This is a genomic window from Chelatococcus sp. GCM10030263 (genome assembly GCF_042666455.1).
In the GTDB taxonomy this organism is placed as follows: Bacteria; Pseudomonadota; Alphaproteobacteria; order Rhizobiales; family Beijerinckiaceae; genus Chelatococcus.
The window spans coordinates 987,622-1,003,513 of the sequence record NZ_JBHTDB010000003.1 but is presented as its reverse complement, the minus strand read 5'-3'; the positions used below and the strand labels follow the sequence as shown (position 1 = coordinate 1,003,513).

Sequence of the window (15,892 nt, the reverse complement as noted above, 5' to 3'; positions counted from 1 at the left end):
CCAGACATCAGTTGACGCGGGGTGGAGCAGCCCGGTAGCTCGTCAGGCTCATAACCTGAAGGTCACAGGTTCAAATCCTGTCCCCGCAACCAACGATTCTTGCGATAACAAGGCACCCAAAACCCCGGCCTCCGAAAGGACGCCGGGATTTTTCTTGTTGGCGGCGAACCGCAGGATCGCCGCTTGTGCCGGACGAAGGCGCCTTTCCCGATTATCCCCTGATCATGGCGGGCGCCATAGTCGTCTCCACCGTTCCCCTCATCATGATCGCGCTGCTCCAACGATTTCTTGTGCAGGGCCTTGTTCTCTCGGAGAAATAGCGATGAGCGCTGTCGATACCGGAATCCACATCTCGGCCGCCAGCATCACGCTGACCGGCGTCTCGAAAGCCTACGGCAAGGCCACCGTGATTCCGCGGCTCGATGTGGAGTTCCAGGCTGGCGAGTTTACGGTCGTGCTCAGCCCGTCGGGATGCGGCAAGTCCACCCTCATGCAGATGATCGCTGGATTGGAGCCGGTCAGCAGCGGCCAGATCATCATTGCCGGCCGAGAGGTGCAGGACCTCGAGCCCAAGAACCGCGGCTGCGCCATGGTGTTCCAGAACTATGCGCTCTATCCCCACATGACTGTAGCCGACAACATCGCCTACAGCCTCAAGGTGGCGGGAAAGTCGAAAGCGTTTCGCGCGGGCCGCGTCGCCGAGGTGGCGAAGATGCTCGGCCTCTCCGATTACCTCGATCGCAAACCAGCTCAGCTCTCAGGGGGACAGCGCCAGCGGGTCGCCATCGGCCGCGCCATCGTGCGCGAGCCAGGCGTGCTGCTCTTTGACGAGCCCCTGTCGAACCTCGATGCCCAATTGCGTCACGACACGCGCATCGAGCTCGCCGAGCTGCATCGACGGATCAAGGCGACCACGATTTTTGTCACGCATGATCAGGTCGAGGCGATGACGCTCGCCGACCGGATCCTCATCCTCAACAAGGGGCAGATCGAGCAATTCGATACGCCTAAGCGGATCTACCACCATCCGGCGTCGGTTTTCGTCGCCGGCTTTATCGGTGCACCGCCGATGAACATCCTGCCGGTTGTTGGCGATGGCTCCGTGCTGCGCCTGGCCGATGGACAAGTTGCCGCGGAGTCGATTCTGCAGGGGCCGGTCCAGCTTGGCATTCGCCCGGAAGACATAAAGCTTGTTGACGCCTCGGCTATCGACGGCCCGACATTGCGGGCGGACCTGCGCTTCCGCGAGGATCTCGGATCCCACTCCATCATCGCGGCGAATCTCGCAGGATCGGTCGTCCGCGCCGTGACGCCGTTCGGCGCTGAAGCGTCGAACGACCAGAAGCTGGTCCTAAGCATTCCGCCGCGACGATTGCATTTCTTCGACGCGCAGTCCGGCAAGGCCATCGCACCGGACGAGGCCGCCGAAACACAGGAACATGCATGAACTATTTCGAGTATATGCCGAATCGCGCGCGTCCCTGCGCGATCGTCGCCCATCGCGGCGTCTGGCGCGCTGCTCCCGAGAACAGTCTTCTGGCCATCGAACAGGTGATCGCAACCAAATGCGATGTCGTCGAGATCGATGTCCGCAGCGCAGATGGAGAGCTGGTTCTGCTGCATGACGACACGCTCACCCGAATGACGGGCGTCGATGCATGGCCGGAGCATTTGACGGTGCAGGAGCTGACCAGATTGCGATTGCGAAACCGTGACGGCGGCGAGTCCAATCCGCCTACCGACGAGTTTTTGCCGCGCCTCAAGGATATCTTCGCGCTGACGCGGGATCGCATCTTCGTCCATGTCGATGTCAAGCATCGCGATGTCATCCCCGACGTCATCGCCTGCGCAAAGGAGATGCAGGTCGACAAGCAGGTGGACTTTTGGGCCGATCTCAAGACCGAAGCGGACCTGGATTGGGTTCGCCGGGAAATCGTGTCGCGCGGCGTCCCGCTGATCGCCCGAGTTCGCTTGGGAGAGGCCGATGCCGAACGCCAGCTTGAGCTTGCTTTCGAGCTGAAGCCTTTCGTGTGCGAGCTTTCTTTTCGAGACCTTGCCCAGGTCGCAGCCGTCAGAGATCGCCTCGAGAATGACGGCGCAACGCTCTGGGTGAACACGCTGGATCCGGTCGCCTCGCCAGGCTTCACCGACACCGCGGCACTCCGCGATCCGGACGCGGTCTGGGGGCAGCTGATGGACGCCGGCTTTTCCGCCATTCAGACAGACGAAACAGAGGCGCTGCGCGTATTCATTGATGGCCGCGCAGCAGACGCAGAGGAGCACCGATGCTCGCCCGCCCTCCGGCCGCCTGATCCGCAGGCAGGCGCGAAATGACAATCGATCTGCTCCAGATTGCCGAAGCATTGCGCGTCGCGGCCAAGCTGGAAATCCTGCCTCGCTTCCGGCGGCTGGGAGAAAGCGACGTCCGATCGAAAGCCGATGCGACTGATCTGGTCACCGAAGCCGACATCGCCGCTGAAGCTTCTCTGATGCACAGCTTCTCCTTGCTCCTGCCTGGCGCACTGTTCGCCGGCGAGGAAACGGCGGCTGCCAATCCGGCGCTACTTGATGCATTGGTCGACGCCGACTTGGCGGTTGTCGTCGACCCGCTCGACGGGACTGCAAATTTCGTCGCGGGAATGCCGCTGTTTGGCGTGATGGCCGCGGTGACGCGACGCGGCGAGAGCATCGCCGGCGTCATCTATGACCCCATCGGGGACGATGCGATGGTGGCGGAGAAAGGTGGCGGCACCTTCCTTGTCAGCCACACAGGTGAGCGCCGCCGCATCCGCGTCGCATCCCCCGCTTCGCTTGCCGAAATGGTCGCTCTCGTTTCCACGGATTTTCTGCCGGCCGACGTGCGGCCTCAAATTCTCAAGAATCTTGCCAAAGTCTCCGGCTTTCTCGGCCGGGCGCTGGCCGCCCGTCTGGCGCAGCGCGGGGATGTCGTGATCGGCATCGACCTCGATGCGCCCGACCCTCCGGAGGTGCTCGCCGCCTTCTCCGGCGGGGACATCCGCAATCCGGATCTCATGCCGTCGCTCTGCCGCCGGTTTTCCGTCAATCAGATCGTCCATGGCGGCGGCGTGTCGGGCCGCCGCGTCAACCGGGACAATCCGCGCGACACGCTGGACATCAATATCGGCGGCACCATCAATGTCGTCGAGGCGGCGCGGATCTGCGGCGTGCGTCGCGTCGTGCTGTGCTCGTCCGGCTCGGTCTACGGCGCCTCGACCCGCGATCCCGTCGCAGAGACCGACCTCCTCGTCCCGCTCAACTTCTACGGCGCGAGCAAGGTGGCCGGCGAAGCCATTCTGGATGCCTATCGATCGCAATGGGCCGTCGATGGCGTTTCTCTGCGGATCTTCCAGGCCTATGGGCCTGGCCGTACGACCAGGTGCAACATCAAGATCATGGTCGAGGCTGGTCTGGCCGGCGACGCCGCCGTCCTCGACAACGACGCCACCTCGCGCTGGCAGTATCTCTATGTCAACGACGTGGTTGACGCGCTGGTCGGGGCGCTGGACCGGCCGAACCTGCCCGAGCGGGCCTACAACATCTCCGGCGGAACCTCGCTCACGCTCGGCGAGGTGGCGGAAATCGCGCGATCGGTGCTGCCGAAGCTGCGGGTCGACTTCGCGGCTGCCGTCGCACCGCAGGAATATGTGCTGCGAAACGTCGACATGCATCGGGCCGCACGCGATCTCGGCTACAGCCCCCGCATCGACCTAGGGGAAGGCATCGCGAGATACGCTGCATCGCTGCGCTGACCGACGCGCGCGTTAGATGTCGGCGCAGTACTTGGCCAGCTTCGCTTCGTCGAGCTCGACGCCGAAACCGGGGCCGGACGGCAGCCGTCCGGCCAAGCTGGCGCCTGGGGTCGGGAAATCTCTACGTCGCAGCCCGATCCTATAATCAAGACACCAGCACGCCGTGCCCGGCGGGTTCGCGTGAGTATGCCTTAGCTGCGGTAGGCCGGCTCTTCGCGGTCCAGCGTGCGCTTGATGCTTTCAAGGTGGAGGCGCCCCGACTCCGCGTCGCCTTCGCGCATCTGCTTGGCCGCGGCCGCGGCGATGGCGGCATCCACCGGCAGCACCTGGCGCCCGGTGGAAAGGGCGAGGCACTGCACTTGGCAGGCCCGCTCCAGATAATACAGGTCGTCCCACGCCTCGGCGATAGTCGGACCAAGTACCATGACGCCATGATTCTTCATGAAGATGACGTCGGCGTCGCCCACGCCGGCGGCGATGCGGTCGCCTTCGGAATTGTCGAGGGCGAGGCCGTTATAATTCGCGTCCACGGCTGTGCGCCCGTAGAACTTGAGCGCGGTCTGTCCGGCATAGATCAGCGGGTCGCCCTCGGTCATGCTCAGGGCCGTGGCGTAGGGCATATGCGTGTGGAACGCGGCCTTGGCGCGCGGCACTTTGAGGTGCATCTGCGCGTGAATGTAGAAGGCAGTCGCCTCGGGCATCCCCCTGCCGGACACTACATTGCCGTTGAAGTCGCAGATCAGCAGGTGCGACGCGGTCAGCTCGCTGAAGGCATAGCCGTAGGGATTGACGATGAAGAGGTCGTCATGGCCGGGCACTAGGCAGGAGAAATGATTGCAGATGCCCTCTTCCATGCCCAGGCGCGCGGCAAAGCGAAAGCAGGCCGCGAGGTCGATCTTCGCGTTCCATACCTCGGCTCCGTCCAGCGCGGGCTTGTTCAGCCGGGGCTGATCTGCCTGGGGAGCGGCGGCAGCGGGTTGAGTACCGAGCGAATGAGCCATGTGAAAGAACTCCTGTCCGGTGCCTGGAGCGAGCCGGGAGCGTAGGTGAAACGCCCGCCTCCGCTTCGCAGCGCGCGGAGTGCGTCGGGACGGGCGAACCGGGCGGTTCCGCCAATGGGTTTAAACGATGACGGTAATGTCGACAATAGGACGACATATGTCAACCGCGATGCTGCACTACGAAGACATGAAGTCGTCATAGTGTCGACCAGTGGTTTTCAGCCCGGGATGACCCTGCTATGGCTGGTGTTCCCATGCTTCCCGGAGCCCTTTCCATGACACTTCGCATCGTCCTCGCCGGCGCCACCGGCCGCATCGGCAGGCCCCTCTCCGCCGCGATCGCCGCCGCTCCCGATCTGCAGCTCGTCGCCGGTGTGTCCCGGGCCGCGGCCGGCACGGATCTCGGCGAGGCGCTGGGCGGCGCGCCAAACGGCGTGCCGGTGTTCGCCAGCGTCGCGGAGGCGGTTGCGGTGCCGGCGGACGTCGTCATCGACTACACCGCGCACGACGTGGTGAAGGCGGCCACCTTCGCCGCCGTGGCGGCGGGGTTGCACGTGGTGGTGGGCACCGCCGGCCTGACTGCGAAGGATTACAACGAGATCGACGTCGCCGCGCACGCGAACGCGGTCGGCGTGCTCGCCGCCGGCAATTTCGCCATCACCGCCATCCTGATGAAGCGCTTCACGCTGGAGGCGGCGAAATACATAGCGGACGTCGAGCTGATCGAATATTGCCCTGCCGACCGGCGTGACGCCCCGTCCGGCACGGCGCGCGAGCTGGCGGAGGAACTCGCCGAGCTGCGCCAACCGGCCACGAGCTGGCCCGTCGCCGACATGGTCGGCGCGACCGAGACGCGCGGCGGCGCGTTCGGCGAAGGCCGGACCGAGGTGCGCCTGCACGCGCTGCGGCTTCCCTCCTTCCTGCTGGCGGTGGAAAGCGTGTTCGGGGCCGCCGATGAGCGCCTGACCATCCGCCACGACGCCGGCGAATCCGCGACCCCCTATATCGCTGGCACGCTGCTGGCCGCGCGTAAGGTGCCGAGCTGGGTCGGCGTCCAGCGCGGCCTCGAAGCGGTCATGGGCTAACGGCCGGCGCGGCGGGCGGGCGGGTCTTCGCCTGCGCTAGCGGAATCGGTCGGGGCGGAAGGGTGCGAGGTCGACTGGCGGGGTTCGCCCGGCGACCAGATCGGCGACGATCCGCCCCGTCGTGGCGGCGAGCGTCACGCCGACCTGTCCGTGGCCGTAGGCGAGGACGACATTGGAGTGGCCCGGGGCGGCGCCGAGCACCGGAAGCGAGTCCGGCATGAAGGGCCGCGGTCCCATCCACTGCGTGCCGCCGGACAGGTCGAGGCCGGGCAGGATCTGCGCCGCCTTGCGGGCGATGATGTCGGCGCGGGCAAGATTCGGGCGGGGATCGGCGCCTGCGACCTCGATCGTGCCGGCGATCCGCAGGCCGGTCTCCATCGGCGTGACGACGAAGCCGCCATTGCCGTACAGCACCGGGCGGCCGAGGCTCACGCCGGGCGCGAGGACATGGTGGTGATAGCCCTGCAGCGCCGCCAGTGGCACGCGCAGGCCGAGGCCCCGCGCCAGGGGTCGGCTCCAGGCGCCGGCAGCGAGCACGACGCGGCGCACCGGCAGCCGCTCGCCATCGGCGAGGCGCACCGCCGAGGCCTTGCCGGCGGCCGTCTCGATGCCTTCCACCGCCGACATGCGGATGACGCCGCCGCGCGCCTGGAAATAGGCGGCGAGGCGCTGCGCCATCATGAAGGGATCGCTGAACTGGTGCCATCCCGTCAGCAGCGCACCGCATGTGATCGGCCCGCCGAGCGCGGGCTCGAGCGCCCGCACCTCGCCGCCGGTCAGGAAGGCGTGGGAGAAGCCGAGGCTGCTCCGCAGATCCCAGGTGAACCTGTCCCGCTCATAGTCGTCCCGGGAATGGAAGACGATGAGGTTTTCCGCCGGGACCAGATTGTCGGAAAGGCCGGCGCGCCCGAGGAGGGCGCGGTAATCGGCCTCGGCATGGCGCGTCAGTGACGCCAGGATGCGCGCTGCTTCGACGACGCGCCGCGGGCGGCCGGCCCACAGGAAGCGCAGCAGCCAGGGCAGCTCGCGCACCAGCGCGCGGGGACGGACGAACAGCGGCCCTTCGGGATCGCGCAGCCAGCCGGGTATCTTGCGCACGACGCCGGGCTTGGAGATCGGCACCACCTCGCCGACGGCGAGCAGGCCGCAATTGCCGAACGTTGCTCCCGCGCCGGGCCGCTCGCGCTCGATAATCTCGACCGCATGGCCGTCGTCCTGAAGCGCGATGGCGCTGGCAAGGCCGACGATGCCGCCGCCGATGACCGTCACGTCCCGCACGCGCTAACTCCGCCGCTTCGAGGCACCCGGTCAGGTCGTGGGAGCCGGGGCCTTGGCGTCGGCGAGGACGCCCGCGGTGGCCCAGTCCTCCCGCTTCACCTCGGTGAAGACGATCTGGATGCTCTCGGCGCTGCACTTGGCGATCCGTGCCACATCGTTGGTGACGGCCTCGGCAAGCTGCTGTTTCTGCTCGCGCGTGCGTCCCGTCAGCATTTCGATCCGAACGATGGGCATGTCGACTCCGTATGGCGAAGGGGGAGGGGCAGATAGGCGCAGGGCGCCCAGCAGCGGCAAGCGGGGCGGCGACCATCGGACATCGTCGGGGCGCGCGCCTCGCCCGATGATGTCGACTGCCGGCCCGATCGCATTCCCTGCCGCTTTCGCATTGCGCACTGAATGTCGACTTATGTAGACTGAATGTCGACATTGTCAACGCGCTCAGCTCGCCGGCAGACCGGCGGGTCGCGGGCACAAGACGGAAACTGCCATGAACAGCGTCCCGACGATCACCGGCACCACGAAGATCTATTACATGCTCGCCCATCCCATCGAGCATGTGCGCTCGCCGGAGGTGTTCAACCCAGTGTTCGCCGCCCGTGGCATCGATGCCGTCATGATCGCCGTGCACTATGCGCCGGATGACTTCGCGATCGGCTGGGAGGCGATGAAGCGGACGCGGAATCTCGGCGGCATCGTGGTCAGCGTGCCGCTCAAGGAGCAGGCGCTCGCTCTTGCCGACGCCGCCGATGAGACGGCGCTGGCCGTCGGCGCGGCGAACACGGTGCGGCGTGAGCCGGACGGGCGGATGATCGCCGCGAATTTCGATGGGCCGGGCTTCATGCAGGGCCTGCTCGCCGGTGGCAGGGACGCGGCCGGCCGGAATGTGCTGCTGGTCGGCGCGGGCGGCGCGGGGCGCTCGATCGCCTTCAACCTCGCGACGGCTGGCATCACATCGCTGAACATCCACGACATCGATGCCGGCCGTGCCGAGGCGCTAGCAGCCGGCGTGCAGCGGCGCCATCCCGACCTCGCGGTGACGAGCGGCGCCAACAGTCCCGCCGGTCGCGATCTCGTCATCAATGCCACGCCTTGCGGCCTCCACCCCGAGAGCGACCCACTGCCGGTGGATGTCGCGGCCCTGACGTCCGGGATGATCGTGGCGGACATCGTGATGAAGCCGCGCGAGACGCCCCTGCTGGCCGCGGCCGCCCGTGCCGGCTGCGACGTGCGTTACGGCGCCGGGATGCTCGACGAGCAGCTCGGCCTGATGATGGGCTTCTTCGGCTATTAAGCCGGGAGGCTCAGGCCGGCTGGGCGGCAGCGGCGCTGTAGCTGGTGTAGACGAGCCAGCCGCAGTCGATCGGCAGCGTGGTGCCGGTGATCGCAGCGGCGGCGGGCGAGGATAGGAAATAGATCGCCTCCGCGACCTCGTGCGGCTCGACGAAGCGGCGGAGGGCGGATTTGGCGATCACCGCCGCCGGGTCGCGTTCGCCGCGGTCGATGCGCTGCTTCATGGCGGGCGTCAGCGTATAGCCGGGAGCGACCGCGTTCACCCGCACGCCCTGCGGGCCGAGCTCGGCCGCCATGATCTCGGTGAGCATCTTCAGGCCGGCCTTGCTCACGCCATAGGCGGGTTGCGGCCAGGGATGGAAGGTCGTGAGCGAGCACAGATTGACGATGGAGCCGTATCCGGCCTCGGCCATCCGCGCGCCGAACGCCCGGCTCACCAGTAGCGTGCCGCGCACGTTGATGTCGATGATGCGGTCGAACTCGGCGATGTCCATCGTGGTCACGCGGACAGCGTTCTGCAGCACGCCGCCGGAATTGACCAACGCCGCCGGCGCGCCGTGATCGGTGAGGATGGCGGCGGCGACCCGCTCGACGTCGGCCTCGACCGCGACGTCCATCGCGTGAAAGTCGCACCGCATGCCCGTCGCGGCGATCTCGGCGGCGACGGCCTGGCCGCGCTCGGCGTTGATGTCGGCAATCACCACCGTCCACCCCGCCTGTGCAAAGCGCCTCGCGGTCGCTTCCCCGATGCCGCTTGCACCTCCCGTGACGACGGCGACCTTCGCGGTTGTGGTCATGACTGGTCCTTCGCAATGGCGGGCAGCGGGCCGACATGGGGCGCACAGCGCTCGATGCCGATCCGCACGGTCTCTTCACCCGGCCGGTTCCACCAATCGAGTTCGGAGAAAAGCTCGAGTTCGAATTTGCCGGCATAGCCGATGTCGTCGAGCCAGCCGCGTATGCGCGGGATGTCGACGACGCCGTCGCCGACCATGCCGCGGTCACGCAGGTTGCGGGTCGGCACCAGCCAGTCGCAGTAGTGGAAGGTGAGGATCCGATCCGGCCCGGCGCGGCGCAGCTCGGCCTCGAAACAGGGGTCCCACCAGCAATGATAGACGTCCGGCACGAGGCCGGCGGCGTCGCCGAGCTCGTCGCACAGGTCGTTCGCGTCCTTGATGGAGTTCAGCACGCTGCGGTCGCCGGCATACATCGGGTGCAGCGGCTCCAGCCCCAGCCTGACGCCGACCGCCCGGGCATGCGGCGCGAGCGCGTGGAGCGCGTCGCGGACGCGGGCACGCTGGCCCATGATGTCCTTGCAGCCGGCCGGCAGCCCGCCCACCACCATCACCACGCAGGGCGCGCCCATGGCCGCGGCGGTGTCAAGAATGCGCCGGTTCTCCTCGATCGCCGCCCGGTAGTCGGCCTCGGTGGCGGCGTTGAGCCAGGCGCTGGTGCAGAGCGAGGCGACCCACAGCCCGGCGTCGCGGATATGCCGGGCGGTCCGCTCCACGCCGTAGTCGGCGACGTAGTTGCGCCAGCAGGCGATGCCGCCGACGCCCTGTCCGGCATAGCCCTCGATCGCTTGCGCCATGCTCCAGTTCGGCGTGGTGATCTGGTTGACGGAAAAGCGGGAAAGGTCGGGCTGCATGGCCTCACGCCGCTTCCATCTCGCGGCGGCGCACCAGCGTCGCGGCCTCGTCGATCTCGCCGTCGGCGAACACCACGCCGTAATGCCGTGCCGCATAGGCCTGAGAGATCTTGCCTTCCGAGAGATCCGTGCGGATGCGCTCGACCTGCCGTTTCAGCGGATCCCCATAGCCGCCGCCGCCGGCTTGCTCGTGGCGGATGGCGGTGCCGGCCCGGATATTGCGGGTGATCTTGCTGTCGAGCTCCTCGGCCGCGCCGTCCGTCAGCAGGACGTTGCGCGAGAGCGCCGCGGCGCCGCCGCCGAACAGGCCGTAGGGTGGATGAACGTAGCGGTCGGCGCGGACCTGCAGCACAGCCTCCTCCGCCAGCAGGCGGTACTGCCGCACGAGCCCCAGCCCGCCGCGATATTCGCCGGCGCCGCAGGAATCCGGGCGCAGCGAATATTCCTCCATCATGATCGGGTAGCGAGCCTCGAGCGTCTCGATGGGCAGGTTCGACATGTTCTGCGAGGGGTTCGTCACGCCCTCGATGCCGTCCTGGTCGCTGCGCCCGCCCCAGGCTCCGTTGATCATGTCGACGAGGATGAAGGGCTCGCGCGTCTGCCTGTCATAGCCGCCGAGTACGACCACCGTGTTGCCGCCCTCGCCGGCCGCCATGACCTTGCGGGGCGCGATCTGGGCCAGCGCGCCCATCACCGTGTCCACCACGCGGTAGCCGGTGAGCGCGCGGGCGGCGACCGGCGCCGGCATGAGCGGGTTGAGGATCGAGCCTTCCGGCGCGCTGACCGTGATACAGCGGTAGACGCCGGCATTGTTGGGCACGTCGCGGTCGAGCGCGCAGCGCACCGTGAGGTAGGTCGACGACTTGGTGAAGGAGAGGGTGGAATTGATGGCGCCGCGCACCTGCGGTGCCGAGCCGGCGAAATCCACGTGGAGATGGTCGCCGCGCACGCTGATGCGGCACTTGATCGGGATCGGCTCGGGCGAGAAGCCGTCGCCGTCGATATAGTCGGTGAACTCGTAATCGCCGTCCGCCCAGGCGGCGATGGCGGAGCGGGTAAGCGCCTCGCCATAGTCGATCAGCTCGTCGAAATAGAGGTTCAGCTCGTCGGCGCCGTAGCGCTCCACCAGCCTGAGCAGCTCGCGTTCGCCGATGTTGCAGGTGGCGTACTGCGCCTCGATGTCGCCGATGACCAGCTCGGGCAGCCGCACGTTCTTCTCGATGATCTTGAACAGCGTCTCGTTCGGCACGCCGCGCTCGTAGAGTTTCATCGGGGCGATGCGCAGCCCTTCCTGGAAGATCTCCGTGGAATCGCTCGCATTGGAGCCGGGGACGCGCCCGCCGACGTCGCAGTGATGGGCGACCACGACGGAGAAGCCCTGGATGTCCGCGTCATGGAAGATCGGCTTGAACATGAAGATGTCCGGCAGGTGCATGCCGCCGTCATAGGGATCGTTGAGCACTACGACGTCGCCGGGCGCGAGCTTCCCCGCGAAGCGCTCCAGCACCACGTCGATGGCGTCCGGCACCGCGCCGAGATGCAGCGCCACGGTCTTCGCCTGGGAGAGGATACGGCCCTGCCGGTCGCACATCGTCACCGAATAGTCGAGGACGTCGCGCACGATCGGCGAGCGCGCGGTGCGCATGACCGCATAGGCCATGTCGTCGACGATGGTGTCGAGGCCGCTCTTGATGACGGCGAAGGTGATGGGGTCGATCTTGCGGTCCGCCATGGTGCACTCCTTCGAATGTTTCCGCTGCCGGATCACAACGCCACAAGGATGTTGCCGGCCCGGTCGAGCGAGACGCGCGCGTCCGGCGGGACGAGAATCGTGGTGTCCGTGCTCTGCAGGACGACGGGGCCCTCCACCTCGTCGCGTAGCGCGGCGCGTTCCATGACCGGCGTGTCGATCCAGCCGGCCTCCTGACCGAAATAGATCGGGCGCTTCGTAACCACGGCCTCGCCGACCGCGAGCTGGCCGGCCTCGATGCGCGCGAAGTCGAGCGTGCTGTCGCCGATGCCGCGCGCGCGCAGGCGGATGTTAACGATCTCGACCTCGTCGCGCGAGGCGTAGCCGTAGATGCCGCGGTAGCTGTCGACGAAGCGCTCGTGCAGGGCTCCGGCGTCGAAGGCCGCCGCTTCGCCGGCGAACGGCACGGCCAGTTCCGAATCCTGCCCACGGAAGCGCATGTCGAGCTCGAACTCGAAGCCGATGCGCCCTTCCGCATAGCCCTCCCGGGCCAGCGTCACCACCGCCTCGGCGCGCAGCGCGGCGAGTACCGTCCCGAGGTCGGCGACGGCGACCTTGTTCAGCGGCACCGGGAAGGTACGCAGGAAATGATGCTCGACGCTCCCCGCCAGCATGCCCATGGCGGTGAAGACGCCGGGCGCGCGGGGAAAGAGAACCCGGCGTATGCCGAGCGAACGGGCAAGGTCGCAGGCATGGACCGGGCCGGAGCCGCCGAAGGCCAGCAGCGTGAAGTCGCGCGGATCTACGCCGCGCTCGACGGTGACAGCGCGGATGGCGCGGGCCATGTTTACGTTGACGATCTCGCGTATGCCCCTCGCCGCGTCCTCGATGCTGAGGTCGAGCGGCAGCGCGAGGTCGCGCTCCACGGCGGCGCGCGCTTCGGCGACATCGAGCTGCAGGGAACCACCGGCGAGCTCGGCGGGCAGATAGCCTAGCACGACATTGGCGTCGGTCACGGTTGGCTTGGTGCCGCCCGCGCCATAGCAGGCCGGGCCGGGCTTCGCGCCCGCGGAGGCGGGACCCACATTCAGCAGCTTGCCGGGATCGAGCCAAGCGATCGAGCCGGCGCCGCTGCCCACCTCGGCGACGTCGATGGTCGGTACGCGCATCAGATAGCCGCCGGCCTTGATGAAGCGGCTCGGGGTCGAGATGCCGGCGCGGAACTCATATTCGTTGGCACGGGTCAGGTTGCCGTCGTGGATCAGCGAGGCTGAGGCCGTGGTGCCGCCCATGTCGAAGACGATGAGGTTGCGCTCGTCGATGGCCTCGCCGAGCCGGCTGGCGCCGACGACGCCGGCAGATCGGCCGGAGGAGATGAAGAAGACCGGCTTCTCCTGGGCGATGGCGGCCGAGGAGAGGCCGCCATTCGAGCTGCTGACCAGCAGCGGCGCCTCGATGCCGAGGTCGCGCAGGCCGGCGTCCAGGCGCGCGAGATAACTGCGCAGCGCTGGCAGCACATAGGCGTTCACCGCGGTGGTGGAGGTCCGCTCATATTCGCGGATCTCCGGCAGTACGGCGACCGAGGCGGTTATGCAGAGCTGGGGGAACGCCTCCGCCAGAGCCTTGTGGGCCAGCATCTCGTTCTCGGTGTTGGCGTAGGAATTGAGGAAGCAGACGGCGACGGATTCGATGCCCTCGCTCACGAAGTCGCGGCCGATCTCCAGGACCTGCTCGACGTCCACCGGGGTGAGCACCTTGCCGGCGGCGCTGACGCGCTCGTCGACCTCGCGCCGGTGGCGGCGCGCCACCAGCGGTTCCGGCTTGCTCCAGGAGAGGTCGAACATGGTCGGCGTGCGGACTCGGCCGATCTCCAGCACGTCACGGAAGCCGCGCGTCGTGATCAGGCCGGTCCGTGCGCCGACCTTCTGCAACAGGGTGTTGGAGCCAACCGTCGTGCCGTGCAGCACTTTGGCCACCTGTCCGACGCCGAGTCCGGCGGTTTCGAGGATCTGCGCGATGCCGGTGAGCACGGCCTGCTCGGGCGCGTCGGGAGTGGAAGCCACCTTGGCGAAGAACACCTTACCGTCGTCGTCTAGCAGCACGAGGTCCGTAAAGGTGCCCCCGATATCGACACCGATCCGCGCCCGTCTCATCGGCACTCTCCTTCGCCCCGGTGGTTCACAGGGCACGAAACATTAAGTCGACTTTCTGTCGACAACAAATATGGGCCGTCGGAAGCCCTGTCAAGCGGCGATGGCCTGCCGCCGCTCCTGTCCTGAGGGCTGGCATCGAGTCCCCGCCGCGGCGGGGACTCGATGCGTTATCGGTTCGCGGGACGCTCCATTGTCCGGACTCACCGTCCGGGGCAGCTGCCTAGAAGGGCCGCTTGATCGGACCGGACGTATCGGAGCCGCCCACCAGGAAATCGAAGTCGAGGCCCTGGTCGGCCTGCAGCACATGTTCGATGAACAGGCGCTCATAGCCGCGCTGCGGCGGTACGACGGCCGCCGTCAGCTCCGCGCGGCGGCGCTCCATCTCGGCGGGGGAGACGTCGAAGTCGAGCGTCCCCGCGTCGACGTCAAGGGTGACGAGATCGCCCTCGCGCACCAGCGCCAGCGGACCGCCGACCGAGGATTCCGGCGCGACATGCAGCACCACTGTGCCGTAGGCGGTGCCGCTCATGCGACCGTCCGAGATGCGGACCATGTCTGTGATGCCGCGGGCGAGCAGCTTGGCCGGCAGGCGGATATTTCCCAGCTCCGGCATGCCCGGATAGCCGCGCGGCCCGATGCCCTTGAGGACCAGCACGCTGTTCTCGTCCACGTCGAGGTCGGGATCGTCGATCCGCGCATCGAGGTCGGCGACGCTCTCGAACACCACCGCCGGCCCGGTGTGCCGCATGAGGTGGGGGCTGGCGGCGGAAGGCTTGATGATGGCCCCGCGCGGCGCCAGGTTGCCGCGCAGGATGCGCAGGGCGTTCTGCGGCTTCACCGGTGTCTCCAGCGAGGCGATCACCTCGCTGTCGATGGTGCTCGCACCGGCGATGTTCTCGCCGACCGTCCGGCCGGTGATGGTGATTGCGTCGAGATGCAGCTGCCCGGCCATTTCCTTCATCAGCGCCGGCAGCCCGCCGGCGGCGAAGAACTCCTCGACCAGATAGGCGCCATTCGGCGCGATGTTGGCGAGCAGCGGGATGCCCTTCGAGTTGGCCTCGAAATCCGCCAGCGACAGCTCGATGCCGAGCCGGCCGGCCAGTGCGGTGATGTGCAGGATGGCGTTGGTGCTGCCGCCGAGGCCGGCATTCACCCGGATGGCGTTCTCGATAGCCTTGCGGTCGACCACCTTGGCGATGGTCAGGTCCTCGCGCACCATCTTGACGATGCGCCGGCCGGCAAGCTGCGAACTCGACAGCCGCCGGCTGTCGACCGCGGGAATGGCAGCGGTGCCCGGCAGGCTGAGGCCGAGCGCCTCGGCGAGGCAGCCCATGGTGGTGGCCGTGCCCATGGTGTTGCAGTGGCCGTTGCTGCGCGACATGCCGTATTCGGCGTCGAGGAAGCTGTCCTTGCTCATGTTCCCGGCGCGGTAGTCGGCGTGCATCTTGAAGATGTCCGTGCCCGAGCCGACGGTGCGGGTGCCGACGCGCCCGCTGATCATGGCGCCGCCATGCACCACGATGGTGGGCAGCTGCACGCTCGCCGCGCCCATCATGTAGGCCGGGGCTGTGTTGTCGCAGCCGGTCAGCAGCACCACGCCGTCGAGCGGGTTGGCGCGCAGCGTCGCCTCCAGCTCCATGCTCATCAGATTGCGGAACAGCATGCCGCTGGGCCGCACGATGGAATCGCCGATCGACATGGTGTTGAACACCAGCGGGTAGCCGCCCGCCTCCAGCACGCCCTTGCTCACCCATTCGGCGATGCCCGAGAGATGCGCGTTGCAGGGCACGAGGTCGGAGCCGGAATTGGCGATGCCGATGACGGGCCGCCCCTCGAACATTTCCGGCAGGGCGCCTCTGGCCTTGAGATGGGTGCGATGCTCGAATCCGGCATTGTTGATCTGCCGGAACCAGGATTCGCTTCGCAGCGGGCGTTTTTCGGACGGCATGCACAGGCTCCATATGCGCGCGGGCAGCA

General features: G+C 67.4%; 14 protein-coding genes and 1 tRNA gene. 7 read left to right on the top strand and 8 right to left on the bottom strand.

The genetic code is table 11. The features are described 5' to 3' along the window. Window positions 1-15 precede the first annotated feature (15 nt). The 5 genes from ACFQU1_RS09290 to ACFQU1_RS09270 all read left to right on the top strand — a co-directional run bounded on the left by ACFQU1_RS09290 (window position 16) and on the right by ACFQU1_RS09270 (window position 3,770). Window positions 16-92 (top strand) — tRNA-Met (locus ACFQU1_RS09290). Window positions 93-185: 93 nt separating this feature from the next. Further along, window positions 186-320 carry a hypothetical protein gene (locus ACFQU1_RS09285; RefSeq protein ID WP_378131569.1) on the top strand — a complete coding sequence of 45 codons (135 nt, stop codon included), beginning with the start codon at window positions 186-188 and terminating at the stop codon, window positions 318-320. Between the two features lie 2 nt (window positions 321-322). Beyond that, on the top strand, window positions 323-1,447 hold the full coding sequence (locus tag ACFQU1_RS09280; protein WP_378131567.1) for an ABC transporter ATP-binding protein: 1,125 nt from the start codon (window positions 323-325) through the stop codon (window positions 1,445-1,447). Then, on the top strand, window positions 1,444-2,334 hold the full coding sequence (locus ACFQU1_RS09275) for a glycerophosphodiester phosphodiesterase family protein (protein WP_378131565.1): 891 nt from the start codon (window positions 1,444-1,446) through the stop codon (window positions 2,332-2,334). The genes ACFQU1_RS09280 and ACFQU1_RS09275 overlap by 4 nt, the downstream gene beginning before the upstream one ends. Continuing rightward, window positions 2,331-3,770, top strand: a complete 1,440-nt coding sequence (locus tag ACFQU1_RS09270) for an inositol monophosphatase family protein (RefSeq protein ID WP_378131563.1) — start codon at window positions 2,331-2,333, stop codon at window positions 3,768-3,770. The genes ACFQU1_RS09275 and ACFQU1_RS09270 overlap by 4 nt, the downstream gene beginning before the upstream one ends. A gap of 191 nt (window positions 3,771-3,961) precedes the next feature. Here ACFQU1_RS09270 and ACFQU1_RS09265 read toward each other — a convergent pair whose 3' ends face one another. After that, window positions 3,962-4,771 carry an aldolase gene (locus ACFQU1_RS09265; protein ID WP_378131561.1) on the bottom strand — a complete coding sequence of 270 codons (810 nt, stop codon included), beginning with the start codon at window positions 4,769-4,771 and terminating at the stop codon, window positions 3,962-3,964. A 275-nt stretch (window positions 4,772-5,046) separates the two neighbouring features. Here ACFQU1_RS09265 and dapB point away from each other — a divergent pair, with 275 nt between their 5' ends. Continuing rightward, a complete protein-coding gene (dapB, locus tag ACFQU1_RS09260; protein WP_378131559.1) occupies window positions 5,047-5,856 on the top strand; it encodes a 4-hydroxy-tetrahydrodipicolinate reductase in 810 nt (269 codons plus the stop codon). A gap of 36 nt (window positions 5,857-5,892) precedes the next feature. On the opposite strand, the gene ACFQU1_RS09255 is transcribed toward dapB, so the two are convergent. Both ACFQU1_RS09255 and ACFQU1_RS09250 read right to left on the bottom strand, forming a co-directional pair. Then, the gene (locus ACFQU1_RS09255) at window positions 5,893-7,134 is read right to left on the bottom strand and encodes an NAD(P)/FAD-dependent oxidoreductase (protein WP_378131557.1); all 1,242 of its coding nucleotides are present in this window, start codon (window positions 7,132-7,134) and stop codon (window positions 5,893-5,895) included. Between the two features lie 30 nt (window positions 7,135-7,164). Continuing rightward, window positions 7,165-7,368, bottom strand: a complete 204-nt coding sequence (locus ACFQU1_RS09250; RefSeq protein ID WP_378131555.1) for a 2-hydroxymuconate tautomerase — start codon at window positions 7,366-7,368, stop codon at window positions 7,165-7,167. A 253-nt stretch (window positions 7,369-7,621) separates the two neighbouring features. Between ACFQU1_RS09250 and ACFQU1_RS09245 the strand changes: the two genes are divergently transcribed. Next, the gene (locus ACFQU1_RS09245; protein ID WP_378131553.1) at window positions 7,622-8,425 is read left to right on the top strand and encodes a shikimate dehydrogenase family protein; all 804 of its coding nucleotides are present in this window, start codon (window positions 7,622-7,624) and stop codon (window positions 8,423-8,425) included. 10 nt (window positions 8,426-8,435) lie between these two features. On the opposite strand, the gene ACFQU1_RS09240 is transcribed toward ACFQU1_RS09245, so the two are convergent. The 5 genes from ACFQU1_RS09240 to ACFQU1_RS09220 form a co-directional block, all read right to left on the bottom strand. Next, window positions 8,436-9,221, bottom strand: coding sequence for an SDR family NAD(P)-dependent oxidoreductase (locus tag ACFQU1_RS09240; RefSeq protein WP_378131551.1), 786 nt, complete (start codon window positions 9,219-9,221; stop codon window positions 8,436-8,438). Next, window positions 9,218-10,072, bottom strand: a complete 855-nt coding sequence (locus ACFQU1_RS09235) for a sugar phosphate isomerase/epimerase family protein (RefSeq protein ID WP_378131548.1) — start codon at window positions 10,070-10,072, stop codon at window positions 9,218-9,220. The genes ACFQU1_RS09240 and ACFQU1_RS09235 overlap by 4 nt, the downstream gene beginning before the upstream one ends. 4 nt (window positions 10,073-10,076) lie before the next feature. Continuing rightward, window positions 10,077-11,804, bottom strand: coding sequence for a hydantoinase B/oxoprolinase family protein (locus tag ACFQU1_RS09230; protein WP_378131547.1), 1,728 nt, complete (start codon window positions 11,802-11,804; stop codon window positions 10,077-10,079). 32 nt (window positions 11,805-11,836) lie between these two features. Next, complete coding sequence (locus tag ACFQU1_RS09225; protein WP_378131545.1) at window positions 11,837-13,915, bottom strand: hydantoinase/oxoprolinase family protein; 2,079 nt, start codon at window positions 13,913-13,915, stop codon at window positions 11,837-11,839. A 220-nt stretch (window positions 13,916-14,135) separates the two neighbouring features. Then, entirely contained in the window at window positions 14,136-15,863 is a 1,728-nt protein-coding gene (locus tag ACFQU1_RS09220; protein WP_378131543.1) for a dihydroxy-acid dehydratase, read from the bottom strand. Window positions 15,864-15,892: the final 29 nt, after the last annotated feature.